Annotated in this window: 16 protein-coding genes and 1 other RNA gene; 10 read left to right on the top strand and 7 right to left on the bottom strand. The window is 58.5% G+C overall.

Features of this window, described 5'->3' with window-relative positions:
* Positions 1-3: 3 nt before the first annotated feature.
* Complete coding sequence (locus H8L67_RS06065; protein WP_220378972.1) at positions 4-954, bottom strand: segregation and condensation protein A; 951 nt, start codon at positions 952-954, stop codon at positions 4-6.
* A 199-nt stretch (positions 955-1,153) separates the two neighbouring features.
* On the opposite strand from H8L67_RS06065, the gene H8L67_RS06060 reads away from it, so the two are divergent.
* Positions 1,154-1,453: a YciI family protein gene (locus H8L67_RS06060; protein WP_220378971.1), complete on the top strand. Its 300-nt coding sequence runs from the start codon at positions 1,154-1,156 to the stop codon at positions 1,451-1,453.
* Entirely contained in the window at positions 1,450-1,728 is a 279-nt protein-coding gene (locus H8L67_RS06055) for a BolA family protein (protein ID WP_220378970.1), read from the top strand. Before H8L67_RS06060 ends, H8L67_RS06055 begins: the two co-directional genes overlap by 4 nt.
* Here the strand turns inward: H8L67_RS06055 and H8L67_RS06050 are convergent.
* The gene (locus H8L67_RS06050) at positions 1,719-3,284 is read right to left on the bottom strand and encodes a histidine kinase (RefSeq protein ID WP_220378969.1); all 1,566 of its coding nucleotides are present in this window, start codon (positions 3,282-3,284) and stop codon (positions 1,719-1,721) included. The genes H8L67_RS06055 and H8L67_RS06050 overlap by 10 nt on opposite strands.
* Before the next feature lie 29 nt (positions 3,285-3,313).
* Between H8L67_RS06050 and H8L67_RS06045 the strand changes: the two genes are divergently transcribed.
* Complete coding sequence (locus H8L67_RS06045; RefSeq protein WP_220378968.1) at positions 3,314-3,943, top strand: response regulator transcription factor; 630 nt, start codon at positions 3,314-3,316, stop codon at positions 3,941-3,943.
* Positions 3,944-3,953: 10 nt separating this feature from the next.
* On the opposite strand, the gene H8L67_RS06040 is transcribed toward H8L67_RS06045, so the two are convergent.
* Positions 3,954-5,291, bottom strand: a complete 1,338-nt coding sequence (locus H8L67_RS06040; RefSeq protein ID WP_220378967.1) for a diguanylate cyclase domain-containing protein — start codon at positions 5,289-5,291, stop codon at positions 3,954-3,956.
* A gap of 135 nt (positions 5,292-5,426) precedes the next feature.
* Positions 5,427-5,780: a transfer-messenger RNA gene (gene ssrA, locus H8L67_RS06035) on the bottom strand.
* A gap of 146 nt (positions 5,781-5,926) precedes the next feature.
* Here ssrA and H8L67_RS06030 point away from each other — a divergent pair.
* A complete protein-coding gene (locus tag H8L67_RS06030; protein WP_220378966.1) occupies positions 5,927-8,080 on the top strand; it encodes a CHASE domain-containing protein in 2,154 nt (717 codons plus the stop codon).
* A 9-nt stretch (positions 8,081-8,089) separates the two neighbouring features.
* Here H8L67_RS06030 and smpB read toward each other — a convergent pair whose 3' ends face one another.
* Entirely contained in the window at positions 8,090-8,587 is a 498-nt protein-coding gene (gene smpB, locus H8L67_RS06025; protein WP_220378965.1) for an SsrA-binding protein SmpB, read from the bottom strand.
* Between the two features lie 42 nt (positions 8,588-8,629).
* On the opposite strand from smpB, the gene H8L67_RS06020 reads away from it, so the two are divergent.
* Positions 8,630-9,067 (top strand): type II toxin-antitoxin system RatA family toxin, encoded by a 438-nt coding sequence (locus H8L67_RS06020; RefSeq protein ID WP_220378964.1) that lies wholly within the window; start codon positions 8,630-8,632, stop codon positions 9,065-9,067.
* 4 nt (positions 9,068-9,071) lie between these two features.
* The gene (locus H8L67_RS06015; RefSeq protein WP_220378963.1) at positions 9,072-9,350 is read left to right on the top strand and encodes an RnfH family protein; all 279 of its coding nucleotides are present in this window, start codon (positions 9,072-9,074) and stop codon (positions 9,348-9,350) included.
* A 13-nt stretch (positions 9,351-9,363) separates the two neighbouring features.
* Here H8L67_RS06015 and H8L67_RS06010 read toward each other — a convergent pair whose 3' ends face one another.
* The gene (locus H8L67_RS06010; RefSeq protein WP_220378962.1) at positions 9,364-9,756 is read right to left on the bottom strand and encodes an outer membrane protein assembly factor BamE; all 393 of its coding nucleotides are present in this window, start codon (positions 9,754-9,756) and stop codon (positions 9,364-9,366) included.
* A gap of 109 nt (positions 9,757-9,865) precedes the next feature.
* Between H8L67_RS06010 and fur the strand changes: the two genes are divergently transcribed.
* Positions 9,866-10,267 (top strand): ferric iron uptake transcriptional regulator, encoded by a 402-nt coding sequence (gene fur, locus H8L67_RS06005; protein ID WP_220378961.1) that lies wholly within the window; start codon positions 9,866-9,868, stop codon positions 10,265-10,267.
* Between the two features lies 1 nt (position 10,268).
* Here fur and recN read toward each other — a convergent pair whose 3' ends face one another.
* Positions 10,269-11,945 carry a DNA repair protein RecN gene (recN, locus tag H8L67_RS06000; RefSeq protein WP_220378960.1) on the bottom strand — a complete coding sequence of 559 codons (1,677 nt, stop codon included), beginning with the start codon at positions 11,943-11,945 and terminating at the stop codon, positions 10,269-10,271.
* 119 nt (positions 11,946-12,064) lie between these two features.
* Between recN and hrcA the strand changes: the two genes are divergently transcribed.
* From hrcA to dnaK, 3 genes are all read left to right on the top strand, one after another.
* Positions 12,065-13,114 (top strand): heat-inducible transcriptional repressor HrcA, encoded by a 1,050-nt coding sequence (gene hrcA / locus H8L67_RS05995; protein WP_434063430.1) that lies wholly within the window; start codon positions 12,065-12,067, stop codon positions 13,112-13,114.
* A gap of 69 nt (positions 13,115-13,183) precedes the next feature.
* Complete coding sequence (grpE, locus tag H8L67_RS05990) at positions 13,184-13,711, top strand: nucleotide exchange factor GrpE (protein WP_220378958.1); 528 nt, start codon at positions 13,184-13,186, stop codon at positions 13,709-13,711.
* Positions 13,712-13,804: 93 nt separating this feature from the next.
* On the top strand, positions 13,805-15,721 hold the full coding sequence (gene dnaK / locus H8L67_RS05985; RefSeq protein ID WP_220378957.1) for a molecular chaperone DnaK: 1,917 nt from the start codon (positions 13,805-13,807) through the stop codon (positions 15,719-15,721).
* Positions 15,722-15,759 lie beyond the last annotated feature (38 nt).

Below are 15,759 nucleotides of genomic sequence, written 5' to 3'. Positions count from 1 at the left end.
GGATCAGTTCCTGTCCGTCTTGCTGGTGTCTTCTTCGACGTCGAATTCGCTCATGGGAATCTCTGCCGGTGCGTCCGCGGATGCGAGGGATTTGACGTAAATCGGGGCGAGGTGCGGCGCATCTTCGCCCGGCGGGTTGGGTGCGTCTTGCATGATTTCGATGAGTTGCTCTTTGGCGAGCGTAAGCAGGCTCAAAAAGGTGACGACAACGCCCAGTCGGCCTTCTTCCACATTGAACAGCGATTCAAAGCGATGAAACACGCCGTCCGACAGCGCTTCGAGCAGTTCGCCCATCTTCTGTCGGACGCTCAGCGCATCGCGTTTGATCGCGTGGTGCGTATAGAGGTCGGCGCGTTTAAGCACATCATGCAGCGCCAACAGCATTTCCCGCATGTCGACCGGGGGCGGCAGGCGCACTTCCGCACGTTCGGGCATGTGCGCAGAGGCTAACGCGGTATCGCGCTCCTGGCGGGGCAGGGCATCGATGTCTTCGGCTGCCTGCTTGTACCGTTCGTACTCTTGCAAACGACGTACCAAGTCCGCACGCGGGTCATCTTCCAGACCTTCCTCGTTCGGCGGGCGCGGCAACAACATGCGCGATTTGATCTCGGCAAGAATGGCCGCCATGACCAGGTATTCCGCCGCGAGTTCGAAGCGCATCTCGTGCATGGCTTGGATGTAATCGACGTATTGGCGCGTGATTTCAGCGACCGGAATATCGAGAATGTCCAGGTTTTGCCGGCGGATCAGGTAGAGCAGCAGGTCGAGCGGACCCTCGAATGCTTCGAGAATGACCTCCAACGCGTCCGGCGGAATGTACAAATCTTGCGGGATTTGCAGTACCGGCTGCCCAAGCACATGCGCCAACGGCATTTCCTGCTGCTGGGGTGACGGGTGTTGCGGCTTCGGGTCGGCACCCGCCTCGGGCGAAGGTGCGTCGGTTTGTTCGGTCATGTTTCGGCAACAGGCCATGACGTCTGCATGCCGAGATGGCATGAGTACGTGTATCAATCAAGGGAAGGCAATTGCGGCGCTGGGCTTGACGCTCGTCTGTGGCGCAGGCACCCGCTTGGGTTTAGGGTAAACGTACGGCCGTGGAATGTCTAGGCACGGGCTGTTTTAGACTGACAGCCTTGCAATCAAGAGAACTGCCATGTGGTACATCCTCGAAGGATTCGACGCCCCCGACGGACTTTCCAAGCGTCCCGCTCTTCGGGAGGCGCATTTGCTCAGGGCGCGACAATTATTAGCCGAAGGGCGTTTGTTGGTGATCGGCCCAATGCCCGCCATCGACTCACCTGACCCGGGACCGGCGGGCTTTAGCGGAAGTCTCTTGATTGCGGAGTTCGATGCCATCGAGGCGGCCCGTGATTGGCTGGCCCAAGACCCTTACACCACCGGGGGCGTGTTTGAACGTACCGAAGTGCGTCCGTTCAACAAGGTTTTGCCATGAGTGACGTGGAAACGCGCGTCGCACGCATTCGCGCAGCCCTTGAGACGGCATTTTCGCCCGTGATATTGGACATCCGCGATGACAGCCATCGTCACGCGGGTCATGAGGGCGCGCGTGACGGGCGAGGGCACTTCAAAGTACGCGTTGTCAGCCGAGCGTTCGACGGCATGACCGCCCTTCAAAAGCACCGCGCCGTGTATGCGGCGATGGGCTCGCTGATGGAGACCGATATCCACGCATTGCAAATCGACGCCCGGACGCCCGATCAACCTTGAGCGTGTACGCGCTCGAACTCGACAATCAGCAGAAATCGCGGTGTACCGTTTTCAGCGTTGAATTCGCAACTTGCACCGATCGCATGCGCCCGGTCACGGATTCCCTGTAATCCGTAGCCGGTGCTGTTCCGGAAATCAATCTCGCCTTCGTCGTCGTGTATCCGCAACGTCAGCCGCGCGTGCAAGTCGTCAACCGACTCTTGCACCAGGGCCACGCTTAGCCAACGGTGTCGACCGTGTTTGATGGCATTGGTGATCGCTTCCTGGCAAATACGGTAAAAGGAAATTTCGATCTTTTCGGGCAAGTGGCGATCCACCCCTTGGGCATGGAAGTCGTACTCGAAACCCTGTTCGGTCAGCAGCTCGATCACCGGGCCGCTTTCCAATGCGCGCACAAGCCCGAAGCGACTTAGCGCGATCGGGTGAAGCTTGTCGTTGATCGCGCGAAGGTGCCAATGGGCGTCTTCCACGAGCGAGGACACCGTTTTCAGATATTGCAAAGTCCCCAGATCGTCCGTGCGCTTGCTGGCGATCTGAACATAGGTGGCGATGGCGGTGAGATCTTGGCCGAGTTGGTCGTGCAAATCTTGGGCGATGCGCTGCCGTTCTTTCTCTTCTTGATGCGTGAGGCGCAGCGCAACGTCGCTCATGCGCGACGAGCGTTCCGTCTCCGCGACCGCTGTATGCGCCAATGCTTCGTGCTGATGCCGCATCAAATCGGAGGCGCCGCCGATGATGGTTGCGCCGAAGCCGACCAATACCAAAAAGGTCTCGACGCGACCGTATTGCCAGATTTCCGGCAACGCGGCGTGCTGGAAGAGCACACAGGCGGCGACACCGCAAAAGGCGAAAATCGCTGCCCGAAATCCCAGCTGGTGCGACACCAACAAGAGCGGCAAGATGGCAATCACCACCGCGTCGACATGGGCATTGACGGGGTCGATTTGCATCAGGGATGCCAGGATGCAGGCAGGCAGCAAGGCGATGCCGATCGTGCGCAGATCGAAGTCACGGCCTGCAAGAAACTTTCGTTGCGCGATGGTCAAAATCAACAGACCGAGGGTCATGACGCCGAGCCATGCGCCGACACGGTTCTCTAAAAGGGCGAATGCGAATTGCTGGGGATCCCGTCCATCCAGCAAATGGCGCGCGTTGATAAATGCGAACGATGACAATGCGACAGCCACAACCGCGGCGAAAAGCCGCGTGACGAGCGCCCGAAGCGAACCGATACCGGCAGTCGGACGAACAAAGAAAAATACGATGGCGTGGGCAATTGCAAAGCAGATGAAGGGGCCGAATACGTCCACCAGATCAACCGGTGTTATCGATGCGTCGGACAGCGCAAACCGGAATAGGGCCAAGACCAGCCATTCAAGGACGGCAATCATCCACCATTGCCGCATCGGCACCAACCAGAGCGCGGCACAGCGCACGCCGGCCTGCAGGTTCCAAAATGGCGCGGAAGCGAGGGTCGCCAGTGCAAACAGCCACGGGTAAAGGGCGATCAGCAGCCACTTCGTGTCACGTTGCAGCCATTTCCACTTCGATTCCATGTAAGGTTTACCTGATTGTCGGTGACATTATGCTCAGAATATTTTTGGTCGATGACCACCAAGTGGTGCGGGCGGGTTTCAAACAACTGCTCGAAATGGAGCCCGGCTGGGAAGTCGTCGGTGAGGCAGGCAGTGTTGCCGAACTCGCCGACTCGATGCTGCGGGTGCAATTTGACGTCATGGTGTTGGACCTCTCGCTACCCGACGGCGACGGTTTGGTCCTTCTCCGTCAGGTGCTCGGCAAACGACCGGATCTGCCTGTCGTTGTCATGAGCATGCATGAAGGCGCGTTATACGTTCAGGATGCGATGAGCTCAGGTGCCCGTGCCTATGTCACCAAACGTTCGGGCTTTGAAGAATTGGTCGAAGCGCTGAAACGGGTTCAAAACGGTGAAACGTATGTGAGCTTGGATGTGCGCATGGTGAGCCAAGGCGGTAACCGCCGCGAATCGAACGGCCTGCCCGAGCTGACATCCAAGGAAGCGAACGTATTCCTGCTGCTGGCGCGCGGACATTCCGTATCCCGCGTTGCCGCCACGTTGAATGTGAGCAACAAGACCGTCTATTCACACCGTAACAATATTTGGAACAAGCTCGGCCTGACCTCGGACTTCGAACTCAGAAAGTTGGCACAGCAACGCGGCCTGGTCACCGAATAAGGCGATTTTTTCAGGACGAGGAAGCTTCGCCTTTTCGCTGGGCCTTTTCGTCGTACATGTGGCCGTCGGCAATTTTGAGGAGTTCCTCCAACGTTGCACCGTTCGGGGGATAGATGGCGACACCGATTGACGCGCCGACTTGCACATTGTGCTCGCCGAGCAACAGAGGCTCTTCGACCACCTCGTGCAGCCGATCCACAAAGGCGTCCAAATCTTCGGGCTTGATGCCCTCGACCAAGGCCACGAATTCATCGCCGCCCCACCGGACGACAATATCGTCTGCGCGGGTGATGCGCCGCATGCGATTGGCGATGGCTTGCAGCACCGTGTCACCGGAGCGATGCCCGTGGTGGTCGTTGACTTCTTTGAAGTCGTCAAGGTCGACGAACAACAGCGCGCAGGGGAACAGATTTCCGCGTTTTAACCGTGCGTTGACGAGCGCATGCCGCTCTTCGAGGAAGCGTCGGTTCGGCAAGCCGGTTAGCGCGTCATAGCGCACCAGTCGTGCCAGTTCACCGCGGTGCCTCAACAGCAAATACAGGATTCCGGATACCAACACCCCGAGCACGACGCTGATGAGTCGCGTCATGCGCTCGAACAAGGTCGCGCCGGGCGACTGCCGTTCGACCGCAAGCTGCCATTCGCCGCCGGGGATGTCCAAATCGAGAATCACCGCTTCGGGATGGGTGAATAGGGTGTTGTCACCAGTGATCGGTTTTGATTCGAGACCCATCACCGACCGGCTGCGAATGGCGAACTTGAAATGATCGATTCGGGCGGTTTCGGTGACGCCGTTGAAGAGGCTTTCCATGTCGATCACGGCGGAGATCAAACCCCAGTAGCGATCACCCACATTAAGCGGTGCGCGATAGATCAGGCCACTCCCCCCTTGGACCAGGTGGACCGGGCCCACCAAGGCCGGCGAGCCCGTGGCAACGATTTGTTGAATGACCGGCCATTGCTCCGGTTGGGTGCGATAGTCCAAGCCCAAGGCCTGCTCGTTGCCCGCCATCGGATACATGTAACGCATCACGTAACCTTCCGCGATGCCGATATTGCGGATATGGGGCGCCGATTTTTTCAGAACGCCGAGAAGGTCTTCGATCTCTTTGCCATCCAGCTCGGCGTGACGGACCGCGAGATAGCCCGCCAATCCGTTTTGCACCGAAGTGATGGAGTTGAGCTCGCGCTCAATCAAAGCCCGGGCCGAGGAGGCATTGGCCATGGTGTCAAGCTCGCGCTTCGATTCGCCGGCCCCGTGCATCGCTGCCGCCATTAGCTGACCTAGCCCGAAGACCAGAAAAAACGTAAGCACGGTCACGCACAGGACGAAGAGCTTGCTCCCCATGAGTTGGCTGGCCCGTGCTGAGAGACGTTTTGGCAAGGCTGATCTGTCGATACCGGATATCGGCAAAGTATGCAGCAGATTTGAAACGTTGGAGCTCAGAAAAAACCCCAGCCCGATCGGGCTGGGGTTTGTCATTGGTGGAGGTGGGCGGAATCGAACCGCCGTCCGAAGGCACTCCACGCCCGGCACTACATGCTTAGCTGATTGATTGATCTCGGACGGCGGCAACTCAACCAGCAAGGCGCGCCGCAATCCACACCCGCTTTATTCAAGCCCAGGTTGGCGGGTCGCCGCCTGGGCCGGTCCTGTGATAATGACCCTACATCCACGAGCACAGGCACAAGTGGGTTCAGGGCTTACGCCTTAAGCGGCGAGAGCGTAGTTGTCGTCGTTGGCAACTATAAGTTTGCAGCTGGTTTAGCGAGGAAAGCTACCCCCTCGGCATGCGCCAAGCGATTTCGCAACCCCCGTCGAAGCCAATGCACCCCCGGGAAAACGATTCGTCTGACCCCCTGACTATATAGGTGGTTCGGACGAATACCAAATTTCGCCGGCGAGCCGACCTGCCGCGCATGCATTCCATTCAGCTTCGCTCGTGGCACGATAAGCAGATGGCACAGCGACACAAAACTCTTTTGGACTCCGCACTGAACACCGCCCTTCAGCGTCCACGCAAACGCATCGCGTTCCTGTTGTTTGTCCTCGTCTTACTGGTGTGCCTCACACTCACCGGCATCCTTTGGCGTGAAGCACACCGCCAAGCCAATGCCACCCGAAGTGCCGCGGCAGTCAAGGAAGCGGATGCGATAGCACTTTTGATCAGCGGACAGCTCGCCGCTTACGAATTGATCCTGCACGGCAATGCGGCTTTGCGTGCGTCGATTGTGCAGATCCAGCGAGAGCAGTGGAGTGCGTATGTGCGAGCACTGGACATCGGTCAGCGCTATCCCGGCGCCGTCGGCATCGGATTGGCATTGTATTTCGACCAATCACATTTGATCCGGATGCAAGAACAAGTGCGACGCGAGTCCGGTCAACTGTTTACCGTCTGGCCATCGGGCGTTCGGGCGGAGTATGGGCCGATTGTGTTTCTGGCCCCCGAGGAGCAGAAGAATGCGCGCGCCTACGGCTACGACATGTACTCTGAGCCCCTCCGCCATGAGGCAATGCAACGGGCGATGGAGTCGGGGAAAACCTGGTTGACGGCGCCGCTCCAATTGAAGCAAGACGGCACAACGCCGGTGACGTCTGCGATTTTGTATTTACCCATTTACAGGAACAACGCGCAGCCGCAAACACTCAGTGCGCGCCGGTCCGAGATGCTCGGTTGGTCGTACATTCCATTTCACACCGAAACGATGATCCAACAGGCGCTCAAACCGCTCAGCCGGAACTTCCTATTGGTGGTTGAGGCAGTGAGCGCCGAGACACCACGCGTTTTGTTCAAGGATGCGGGAACGCCTGCGGTGACAACGCCGGTTTGGTCATCGGAAGACAATGTTTTCGGTCAGACTTGGCGGACCTCGTTGTATGCCAAATCCGGCGACGCGGACGTCTTTTCCAAAGACCTGTTGGTACTGTTGATCGGCATCCCTTTGTCGTTGTCGCTCGCTTCAATGGTTCTGATGCTTGCGTTGACGCGATCCCGGGCTTACGGCATCGCGCAGGAAATGAATGCCGCGCATCGACGAAGCGAAACGCTGCTGAGAACTGCGTTGACACACTCCGCGATCGGCAAGAGCCTTTTGGATTCGCGTGGTCGGATTCTGCAGGTGAATCCCGCTTTTTGCCAGATCATGATGGGCGAGGAATCCGACTTTATCGAACGTGTGCTGGATACCTTGTTTGATCGCGGCGCGGTGCGACTCAAGTCGGATCACGAGGAGCCGGGGGTGTGGAGCGAAGTGCGGCGCTTGGTGCGCAAGAGCGGAGAAATCCGACATATATCGCTCACGTTCGCGACGATTCCTCGCGAGGAGAATGTCGAGGTGGCGCAAATCGTCCAAGTGCAGGACATCACCGACCGAATCACCAACGAAGCGCGAATCCAATCCCTGAACCGGACCTTGGAATCACGCGTGGAATCCCGCACACGCGCACTCACGGAAGCCAACGAGGAATTGAAGAGTTTTGCCTATACCGTCTCGCATGACTTGCGCGCGCCGTTGCGGGCCATCGAGGGGTTCAGCCAAATCCTTTCGGACAAGCACGCTGCGCAACTGGATGACACGGGGAAAGGCTATCTGCAGCGCGTGCGCACGGCGGCGATGCGCATGAGCGACCTGATTGACGGCCTGTTGAAAGTGTCGCGCTTGTCCCAATCCAAACTTCAGCGCAGCGACATCAATATCAGCGATATTGCCAACGAAGTGCGGGCGGGTCTGGAAGAAAGCGATCCGACGCGGCGGGTGACTTTTGAAATCGAGCCTGACATGCACGCGAACGGGGATCCTGCGTTGATCTCCAACCTTTTGCAGAACTTGATCGGCAATGCGTGGAAGTTCACGCGTGAAAAACCTGATGCACTGATTCGGTTCGGCCGCACTTTGGAGTTGCCGCACGGGTTTTTCGTGGAAGACAACGGTGCAGGCTTTTCAGAGTCGTATGCCCACAACTTGTTCCGCCCGTTCCAGCGCTTGCACACCGACAGTGAATTCGAGGGGCATGGCATCGGCCTGACCTCGGTCAAACGGGTCGTGGAGCGGCATGGCGGGGAAATTCGTGCACGCGGAGAAGTCGGCAAAGGTGCGCGTTTCGTCTTCAACCTGCCGCCGGGAGAGGCGGTTTAAGCGTTTGAATCAGGCGTCTTTGTTATGCCGGCGCATGACGCGCTGCTTTTCGCGGTTCCAATCGCGTTCTTTTTCCGCGTCACGCTTGTCGTGATTCTGCTTGCCTTTGGCCAGAGCCACTTCCGCTTTGACTTTGTTGCCTTTCCAATACAAGGCGGTGGGGACGATGGTGTATCCGTCCCGTTGCACTTTGCCGACCAGCTGGTCGATTTCCTGGCGGTGCAGCAGCAACTTACGGTTGCGCCGGTCGTCGGCGATGACGTGCGTTGACGCAGACAGCAACGGTGTGATCTGTGCGCCGAACAGGAATATCTCACCGTTCCGGACAATGGCGTAGCTTTCGCCGATGTTGGCGCGCCCCGCCCGGATGGACTTCAGCTCCCAGCCTTGGAGGGCGACCCCGGCTTCGAACTTCTGTTCCAAGTGATATTCATGGCGCGCACGCTTGTTCAACGCGATCGTGCCGCCGTTTCCTTTATTCTTGTCTTTTGCATTCGCCTTTGCCATCGGTACATTGTCGCCCAAACGACCTGTACGGCGCAGCTTTCCATGACAACCAAAATTGAACGCAGTGCTTTGGTTTCGCATTCCGCGGAACAAATGTTTGATCTGATCGACGCGATCGAGGACTACCCGGGCCGGTTCGGCTGGTGCAAAGGGGCCCAAGTGATCGAGCGTGCGCAGGATCGCGTCGTGGCGCGGCTGGATGTCGGCATTTCAGCGTTCAAGACTTGGTTCAAGACCGAAAATACGCTGGATAGGCCGCATCAAATCTCGATGCACTTGCTCGAAGGGCCGTTCAAGGCCTTGGAGGGCGTTTGGCGGTTCAAGGCACTCTCCGAGACGGCCTGCAAAGTGACCCTGGAGCTGCAGTTCGAGCCCATGTCGTCCTTGATGGAAGGGGTGTTGAAATTGGGACTGCAGGCGATGGCCGATCAAATGGTCAACGACTTCGTGCGCGTCGCTAACACCGAATCGGCAGCTTGACCGGATGGATCACGTCACCGTGACCGTGGTTGAAGCGTGGCCGGGCCGATTCGAGACGGTGGCTTTGACATTGCCAAAAGGCACCACGGCGGCGCAAGCGCGCGAGGCAAGCGGTCTTGGCACGATGGCGACCGGCATGGCCGTGTTCGGCGTGCGCGTGGACGAGGGTTCAGTGCTGAATGACGGCGACCGCCTGGAACTCTTGCGTGCGCTCACGATTGATCCGAAGGACGCACGCAGAAAGCGCGCCGAAGCGCGCTCTGTCAAACATAAAAAGTGGTGAAAAGGCGCGCGGGTTATTCGCCGCCGCGCTTCTCTTTGTCGCTCTTGCGCAGGTTCGGGCCGAACTCTTTGTTGGCGCGTTTCGCCAGCGCATCATCTTGTTCCGGGAAATAATCGCCTTCCCATTTGGTCACGGCATTGTTTTCGAAATAGACGACGAAATTCTTGATTTCAGTCTTGCCGCCGCGACCCACGCGTTGGGTTGCGGTGTAATCCCAGCGGTCCTTGTGGAAAGGATCAGCGATTGACGGCGAACCCATCATCGACATGACCTGTTCTTTGCTCATGCCCACGGCGAGTTGTTTGACGGCCGCTTCTTCGACCAAGTTGCCTTGGTAAACCGGCTGACGATACAAACAACCTGAGAGCGAGACGACGGCAGCAGCGGTCAAGAGCAATGTACGCATGGGGGGTTTGACATAAACAGGACTTAGACTAGGCGATGATACACGCTCGCGGCGCGGCCCTGAAACAGGGCAGGGCTCGCGTTCAGGCAGAAAACACGAGGTAGCGGCAATGGAATCAAACGACTTGCGCAACGCCGGATTGAAGGCCACCCAACCGCGGATGCGCATTCTTGAACTCCTGGAAAATGCCAGTCCGAGACACATGACGGCGGAAGACATTTATCGGCGCCTGACCGATGCCGGCGAAGAAATCGGCTTGGCGACGGTGTATCGGGTTCTGACGCAATTCGAGTCGGCCGGCTTGGTCTTGAAACACAACTTCGAAGGTGGGCAGGCCGTTTACGAGCTCGATCGCGGCGATCATCACGACCACATGGTCGATCTGGATTCCGGCAAGGTGATTGAGTTCGAATCAGAAGAAATCGAACGTATCCAACATGAAATCGCCGCCAAACACGGCTACAAAATCGAAGGACACGCGTTGGTCCTTTACGTCCGCAAGCAAGCTTGAGTCACGCGTTCATTGCTTCCCGGCGCAGCGCCATTGCCGCTGCGTGCACGGCAGCCGTCCGCTTGCTGCCACCCAGCATACGTGCCAGTTCTTCGACACGCGCCTCTTCGTCAAGGACTTCCAAGGCACTTTGCGTCAAGCCCTCGGCTTTGGATTTGTCGACGCGATAGTGATGCGTGCCGTGCGCCGCGACCTGTGGCAGATGCGTCACGCACATGACCTGACATCGTGATGACAGCTTGCGCAACAGCGCGCCGACGACATCGGCGACCGCGCCGCCAATGCCGCTATCCACTTCATCGAATACCAAGGTCGGTGCGATGTCGCCGCGCATGGCTGCCACTTGGATGGCCAGCGCGATTCTCGACAATTCACCGCCTGAAGCCACCTTTCGCAAGGCGCGCGGAGGTTGTCCCGGATTTGCCGACACGAGGAATTCGACCCGTTCGGTGCCTACGGGGTCTGGCTGGGTACTCGATGCGGGTTCGACCAACACATCGAACGACCCGCCTTCCATCCCCAGCGTGCCCATGAGCGCGGTGACGGCGCTCGCCAGACCTTTGGCCGTCTTCACGCGTGCTTTGCCAAGCGCGGCAGCCGCCGTCGCCCAAGCGGCTTGGTGTTCTTCCAGCGCGGTCTCAAGTGCACGTTGGGTGGCCTCGGCATTTGCCAAACTGTCCAATTCCAAGGCCAATTCAGCGCGCGTTTCATGCAGGAGTTCAACACGCGTCCGGTGCTTACGCGCCAAATCATGCAGTCGCACCAGCGCGGCTTCCGCCTGGGCAATCGCGTCGGGGTCGACTTCGACGTCATCGCGAACCACGGCCAACGCATGGGCGGCCTCCTCGGCGTGAATGACGGCAGAATCCAGCAACGCAGCGACGTCATTCAATTTGGGTTCGAACGGCGCCGCACGACGAAGATCCGCAATCAAACCATTCAGTGTGGAAACGACGCCGGCGCGGGATTCATCACCTTCTAGCCCGGCGGCAACATGGCCGCAGGTGTCAATCAATTCTGAGCCATGGCTCATTCGCTTGTGCCGCGACATCAGCGCTTCTTGCGCCAACGGATCGATCACGGCGTCATCCAGCGCTTCCAGCGCTTCGGAAAGGGCCTGTTTGCGGAATTCGACGTCACCGCGTTCGGTCAACGCATCCAGCGACTTGCGCGCGGCCCGCCAAGCCAGCGCGTGGGTCGACACCGCATTGAGCTGCAATTCGTGCTGCCCGAGATCATCCAAAAGGACGAGTTGGTCGGGTTTGGAAAGCAGACGTTGTTGTGCGTGTTGGCCATGGATTTCCACCAGCAGGCGCGCGATTTCACCGAGCTGCCCGAGCGTCGCCGCGCGACCGTTGATCCATGCCTTCGAACCGCCGTCCGCGCGCAAGACCCGGCGCAGCAAACATTCATCGCCTTCATCCATGGCATTGGCTTTGAGCCAGCTTGCCGCCGCAGGCGAATCGGACAGGGAAAACGTGGCGCTCAACTCGGCGCGATCCGCGCCGTGACGCACCATGCCCGCATCCGCGCGAACACCCGACAAGAAGCCGAGCGCGTCGACCAGCAAGGACTTTCCAGCGCCGGTTTCACCGGAAATGACCGTCATTCCCTCGGCGAACTCGAGTTCGGAGGTGGAAATAACGGCGAAGTCACGGATGCTAAGACTGGTGAGCATTCGCGCATTCTAAAGTCTGTCGTCGCCGAAAGTGAGACAGGGGTCGGATTGAGGTATCGGACAATCCTGATTCGGTGCTTGCAAGGCTGTCGCCGAGGCCTTATATCGAATGCATGGCGATCGATTCCGCACTCCCTGACCTTGATTTGCGTTCGCGACAACTGTTGCGGGCGTTGATCGGTCAATACATTCACCACGGTTCGCCGGTCGGTTCACAAACCTTGGCCAAATGCGCTGGTCTGGACATCAGTCCGGCGACCATTCGCAATATCCTGGGGGATCTGGAAGACATCGGCCTGCTGGTCTCACCGCATACGTCTGCAGGACGGATTCCCACGGCTCAGGGCTACCGCGTGTTCGTGGATTCGTTGCTGCAAATCGACACGCTTCAGGAAAGGGACGTTTCGCAGTTGCGTGAGCGATTGCCCAAAGATGTTCCGACCAGCGATCTCTTGAGCGGCACGGGTGAGTTGCTGTCTGCCATGAGCAATTTCGTCGGCGTGGTCAGTGCGCCAAAGCGCAGCAACGAAACCTTCAAGCACATCGAGTTTGTCGGTCTCGGGCCGGACGAAATCCTCGCCGTCGTGGTCTTCCCGGACCATGAAATCCAGAACCGCGTGATCCGTACGTCTACGACATTTGATCCGAAAACACTCGAACTCATCGGCAATTATTTGAATCAGAATTTTGCCGGCGTGCCGCTGCAAAATATCCGCCGCATTTTGGTGGCCGAATTACGGCAAGCCCGCGACGACGTTCAGGACTGGATGCAGAAAGCGCTCGAACTCGCCGAAATTGCCGTGCAGGAGCACGAACAGCCCTCGTTGGATGTCTACGTGGCCGGGCAGATCAATTTGATGGCTGTGGATGATCTCAACGATATGGCTCAATTGCGCGGTTTGTTCGAGACATTCCAGCGCAAGCGCGACATGCTGCAGCTGCTGGAACGCACCTTGCACTCGGAGGGCGTCCGAATCTTCATCGGCGAAGAGACCGGCTTGGCGCCGATGGAAGCGATGTCGGTGGTGGCGACGCCTTACTCAAACCCGGACGGAAAGGTGTTGGGTGTGCTGGGCGTCATCGGACCCAGCCGGATGGCGTATTCCAACGTGATTCCCTTGGTGCAAGCCACGGCCTTGGTACTCTCCGAGCGTATCGGCGGGCGCTAGCCCTTGAAAAATTTTTGATCGTCCACATGTCAGGCGCATCAGTATTCCGAGCCTGCTTTGGACATTCTTATGATTGAAACCCCGGAAAACCCCAAGAACGATCCCGTGGACGGTGTGGGTCCCGATGCGCAAGACGTCGACACCGCGCTCGACCCGGTTGAAGCCTTGCAAGCCGAAGTCGAACAATTGAAGGCGCAATCGCTGATCGAACGTGCCGATTTGGAAAATCAACGCAAACGTTTGGCGCGTGAAATCGAGGTGGCCCGGCGGTTTGCCAACGAACGCCTGCTGGCCGACCTGCTGCCGGTGTTCGACAGCCTCGAGGCGGGGCTTGCCGCGGATTCGAGTGAAAGTCCTTTGCGGGCAGGCCTCGAGCTGACGCTCAAGCAATTGCACGCCGTTGCCGAACGCAACGGCCTGGTCGTGTTGGCGCCGCAACCGGGTGACGCCTTCAACCCCGAACATCACAACGCGGTCAGCCAAGTCGCGAGCGCAGAGGTCGCGCCGGGCACCGTCGTTCAAACCTTTCAAAAGGGCTATTTGCTGAATGATCGCTTGCTGCGCCCCGCGATGGTGGTGGTCGCGCAAGCGGATTGATGCGGAAAGCCTTGAAGCGCGGGCAGCCAGCCCCATTTAGTGATCATCGCGGCGCGTTCCGCACAAAAATTCAATTTTCGGAGATTCATACACATGGCTAAGATCATCGGCATCGACCTCGGCACGACCAACTCCTGCGTTGCAGTGATGGATGGCGGCAAGGCACGCGTCATTGAAAACAGCGAGGGTGACCGCACCACACCTTCCATCGTCGCTTGGACCAAGGACGGCGAAGTGCTGGTGGGCGCTTCGGCGAAGCGCCAAGCCGTCACCAACCCGAAAAACACCTTCTATGCGGTGAAGCGCCTCATCGGCCGCAAATTCTCCGACGCGGAAGTCAAGAAAGACCTCGGCTTGGTGCCGTACGCGATTGTCGAGCACAGCAACGGCGACGCGTGGGTGTCCATCGCCGATGGCAAGACCATGGCGCCGCAAGAGGTGTCGGCCAAAGTGCTGGAAAAGATGAAGAAAACGGCGGAAGCCTTCTTGGGCGAGACGGTGACGGAAGCGGTGATCACGGTTCCCGCTTACTTCAACGACAGCCAACGCCAAGCGACCAAGGATGCGGGCAAGATCGCCGGCCTCGACGTCAAGCGCATCATCAACGAACCGACCGCTGCCGCATTGGCCTATGGCTTGGACAAGGCCGGTGGCGATCGCAAAATTGCCGTTTACGACCTCGGTGGCGGCACCTTCGACGTGTCGATCATTGAAATCGCCGACGTCGATGGTGAAAAGCAATTCGAAGTGCTCGCAACCAATGGCGACACCTTCCTCGGCGGCGAAGATTTCGACATGCGCGTGATCGACTATCTCGTCGAAGAATTCCAAAAAGAGCAGGGCATCGACCTGCGCAAGGATCCGCTGGCGCTGCAACGCCTGAAGGATGCGGCGGAACGCGCCAAGATCGAACTGTCTTCGTCGCAGCAAACCGATGTCAACTTGCCGTACGTGACCGCAGATGCCTCGGGTCCGAAGCATTTGAACATCAAGCTCACCCGTTCCAAGCTCGAAGCCTTGGTGGATGAGTTGGTCAAGCGCACCATTGAACCTTGCAAAGTGGCTTTGAACGACGCGGGCTTGAAGACCAGCGATATTGCTGAAGTCATCCTGGTCGGCGGTCAATCGCGCATGCCGAAGGTGCAAGCAGCAGTGACGGAATTCTTCGGTAAGGAACCGCGCAAGGACGTCAACCCGGATGAGGCCGTGGCGATCGGTGCCGCGATCCAAGGTGGCGTGTTGGCCGGCGATGTCAAAGACGTGCTGTTGTTGGACGTGACCCCGCTGTCGTTGGGCATCGAAACCTTGGGCGGCGTGTTCACCAAAATCATCGAGAAAAACACCACGATTCCGACCAAAGCTTCGCAAACCTTCAGCACGGCCGAAGACAACCAGTCGGCGGTGACGGTGCACGTCTTGCAAGGTGAGCGCGAGCAAGCCGCATACAACAAATCTTTGGCACGTTTCGATCTCACCGGTATCGAACCGGCGCCGCGCGGCATGCCGCAGGTCGAAGTCAGCTTCGACATCGACGCCAACGGTATCGTCCACGTGACCGCCAAAGACAAGAAGACCGGCAAGGAACAAAAGGTCGAAATCAAGTCGGGTTCGGGTCTGTCGGATGAAGAAATCCAACGCATGGTCCAAGATGCCGAAAGCCATCGCGAAGAAGATCTCAAGTTCCAAGAGCTCGTCGCGGCGCGCAACCAGGCTGACGGCTTGGTGCACGCGGTGCGCACGGCCATCAAGGACAACGGTGACAAGGTGCCGGGTGATCTGATCGGCCGTGCCGAAGCCGCAATCGCCGACGTCGAGTCGGCAATGAAAGGTGACGACAAGGCGCAAATCGAAGCCAAGTCCAAAGCCTTGGAAGAAGTGGCACAATCGCTGTTTGCCGCAGCCAATGCCGGCCCGCAACCGGGGGCCGAGGCGGGTGCAGGCGGCTCGGCAGGTTCGGACGACGTGGTGGATGCAGAGTTCACCGAAGTCAAAGAAGACGACAACAAGTAAGTTGTCGCTCCGATGAAAAACCGAAGCGGAAAAGTCGG

It is taken from the genome of Lysobacter soyae (genome assembly GCF_019551435.1).
Classification (GTDB): domain Bacteria; phylum Pseudomonadota; class Gammaproteobacteria; order Xanthomonadales; family Xanthomonadaceae; genus Solilutibacter; species Solilutibacter soyae.
The sequence above is the reverse complement of the archived record's forward strand: the minus strand, read 5'-3'. Positions and strand labels throughout refer to the sequence as shown.

What these genes read in the sequence shown, in the direction of transcription:
- H8L67_RS06065 (WP_220378972.1), bottom strand. Translation starts at nt 954, where the DNA reads ATGACCGAACAAACCGACGCACCTTCGCCCGAGGCGGGTGCCGACCCG.
- H8L67_RS06060 (WP_220378971.1), top strand. Translation starts at nt 1,154, where the DNA reads ATGTGGTACATCCTCGAAGGATTCGACGCCCCCGACGGACTTTCCAAG.
- H8L67_RS06055 (WP_220378970.1), top strand. Translation starts at nt 1,450, where the DNA reads ATGAGTGACGTGGAAACGCGCGTCGCACGCATTCGCGCAGCCCTTGAG.
- H8L67_RS06050 (WP_220378969.1), bottom strand. Translation starts at nt 3,284, where the DNA reads ATGGAATCGAAGTGGAAATGGCTGCAACGTGACACGAAGTGGCTGCTG.
- H8L67_RS06045 (WP_220378968.1), top strand. Translation starts at nt 3,314, where the DNA reads ATGCTCAGAATATTTTTGGTCGATGACCACCAAGTGGTGCGGGCGGGT.
- H8L67_RS06040 (WP_220378967.1), bottom strand. Translation starts at nt 5,291, where the DNA reads ATGGGGAGCAAGCTCTTCGTCCTGTGCGTGACCGTGCTTACGTTTTTT.
- smpB (WP_220378965.1), bottom strand. Translation starts at nt 8,587, where the DNA reads ATGGCAAAGGCGAATGCAAAAGACAAGAATAAAGGAAACGGCGGCACG.
- H8L67_RS06020 (WP_220378964.1), top strand. Translation starts at nt 8,630, where the DNA reads ATGACAACCAAAATTGAACGCAGTGCTTTGGTTTCGCATTCCGCGGAA.
- H8L67_RS06015 (WP_220378963.1), top strand. Translation starts at nt 9,072, where the DNA reads ATGGATCACGTCACCGTGACCGTGGTTGAAGCGTGGCCGGGCCGATTC.
- H8L67_RS06010 (WP_220378962.1), bottom strand. Translation starts at nt 9,756, where the DNA reads ATGCGTACATTGCTCTTGACCGCTGCTGCCGTCGTCTCGCTCTCAGGT.
- fur (WP_220378961.1), top strand. Translation starts at nt 9,866, where the DNA reads ATGGAATCAAACGACTTGCGCAACGCCGGATTGAAGGCCACCCAACCG.
- recN (WP_220378960.1), bottom strand. Translation starts at nt 11,945, where the DNA reads ATGCTCACCAGTCTTAGCATCCGTGACTTCGCCGTTATTTCCACCTCC.
- grpE (WP_220378958.1), top strand. Translation starts at nt 13,184, where the DNA reads ATGATTGAAACCCCGGAAAACCCCAAGAACGATCCCGTGGACGGTGTG.
- dnaK (WP_220378957.1), top strand. Translation starts at nt 13,805, where the DNA reads ATGGCTAAGATCATCGGCATCGACCTCGGCACGACCAACTCCTGCGTT.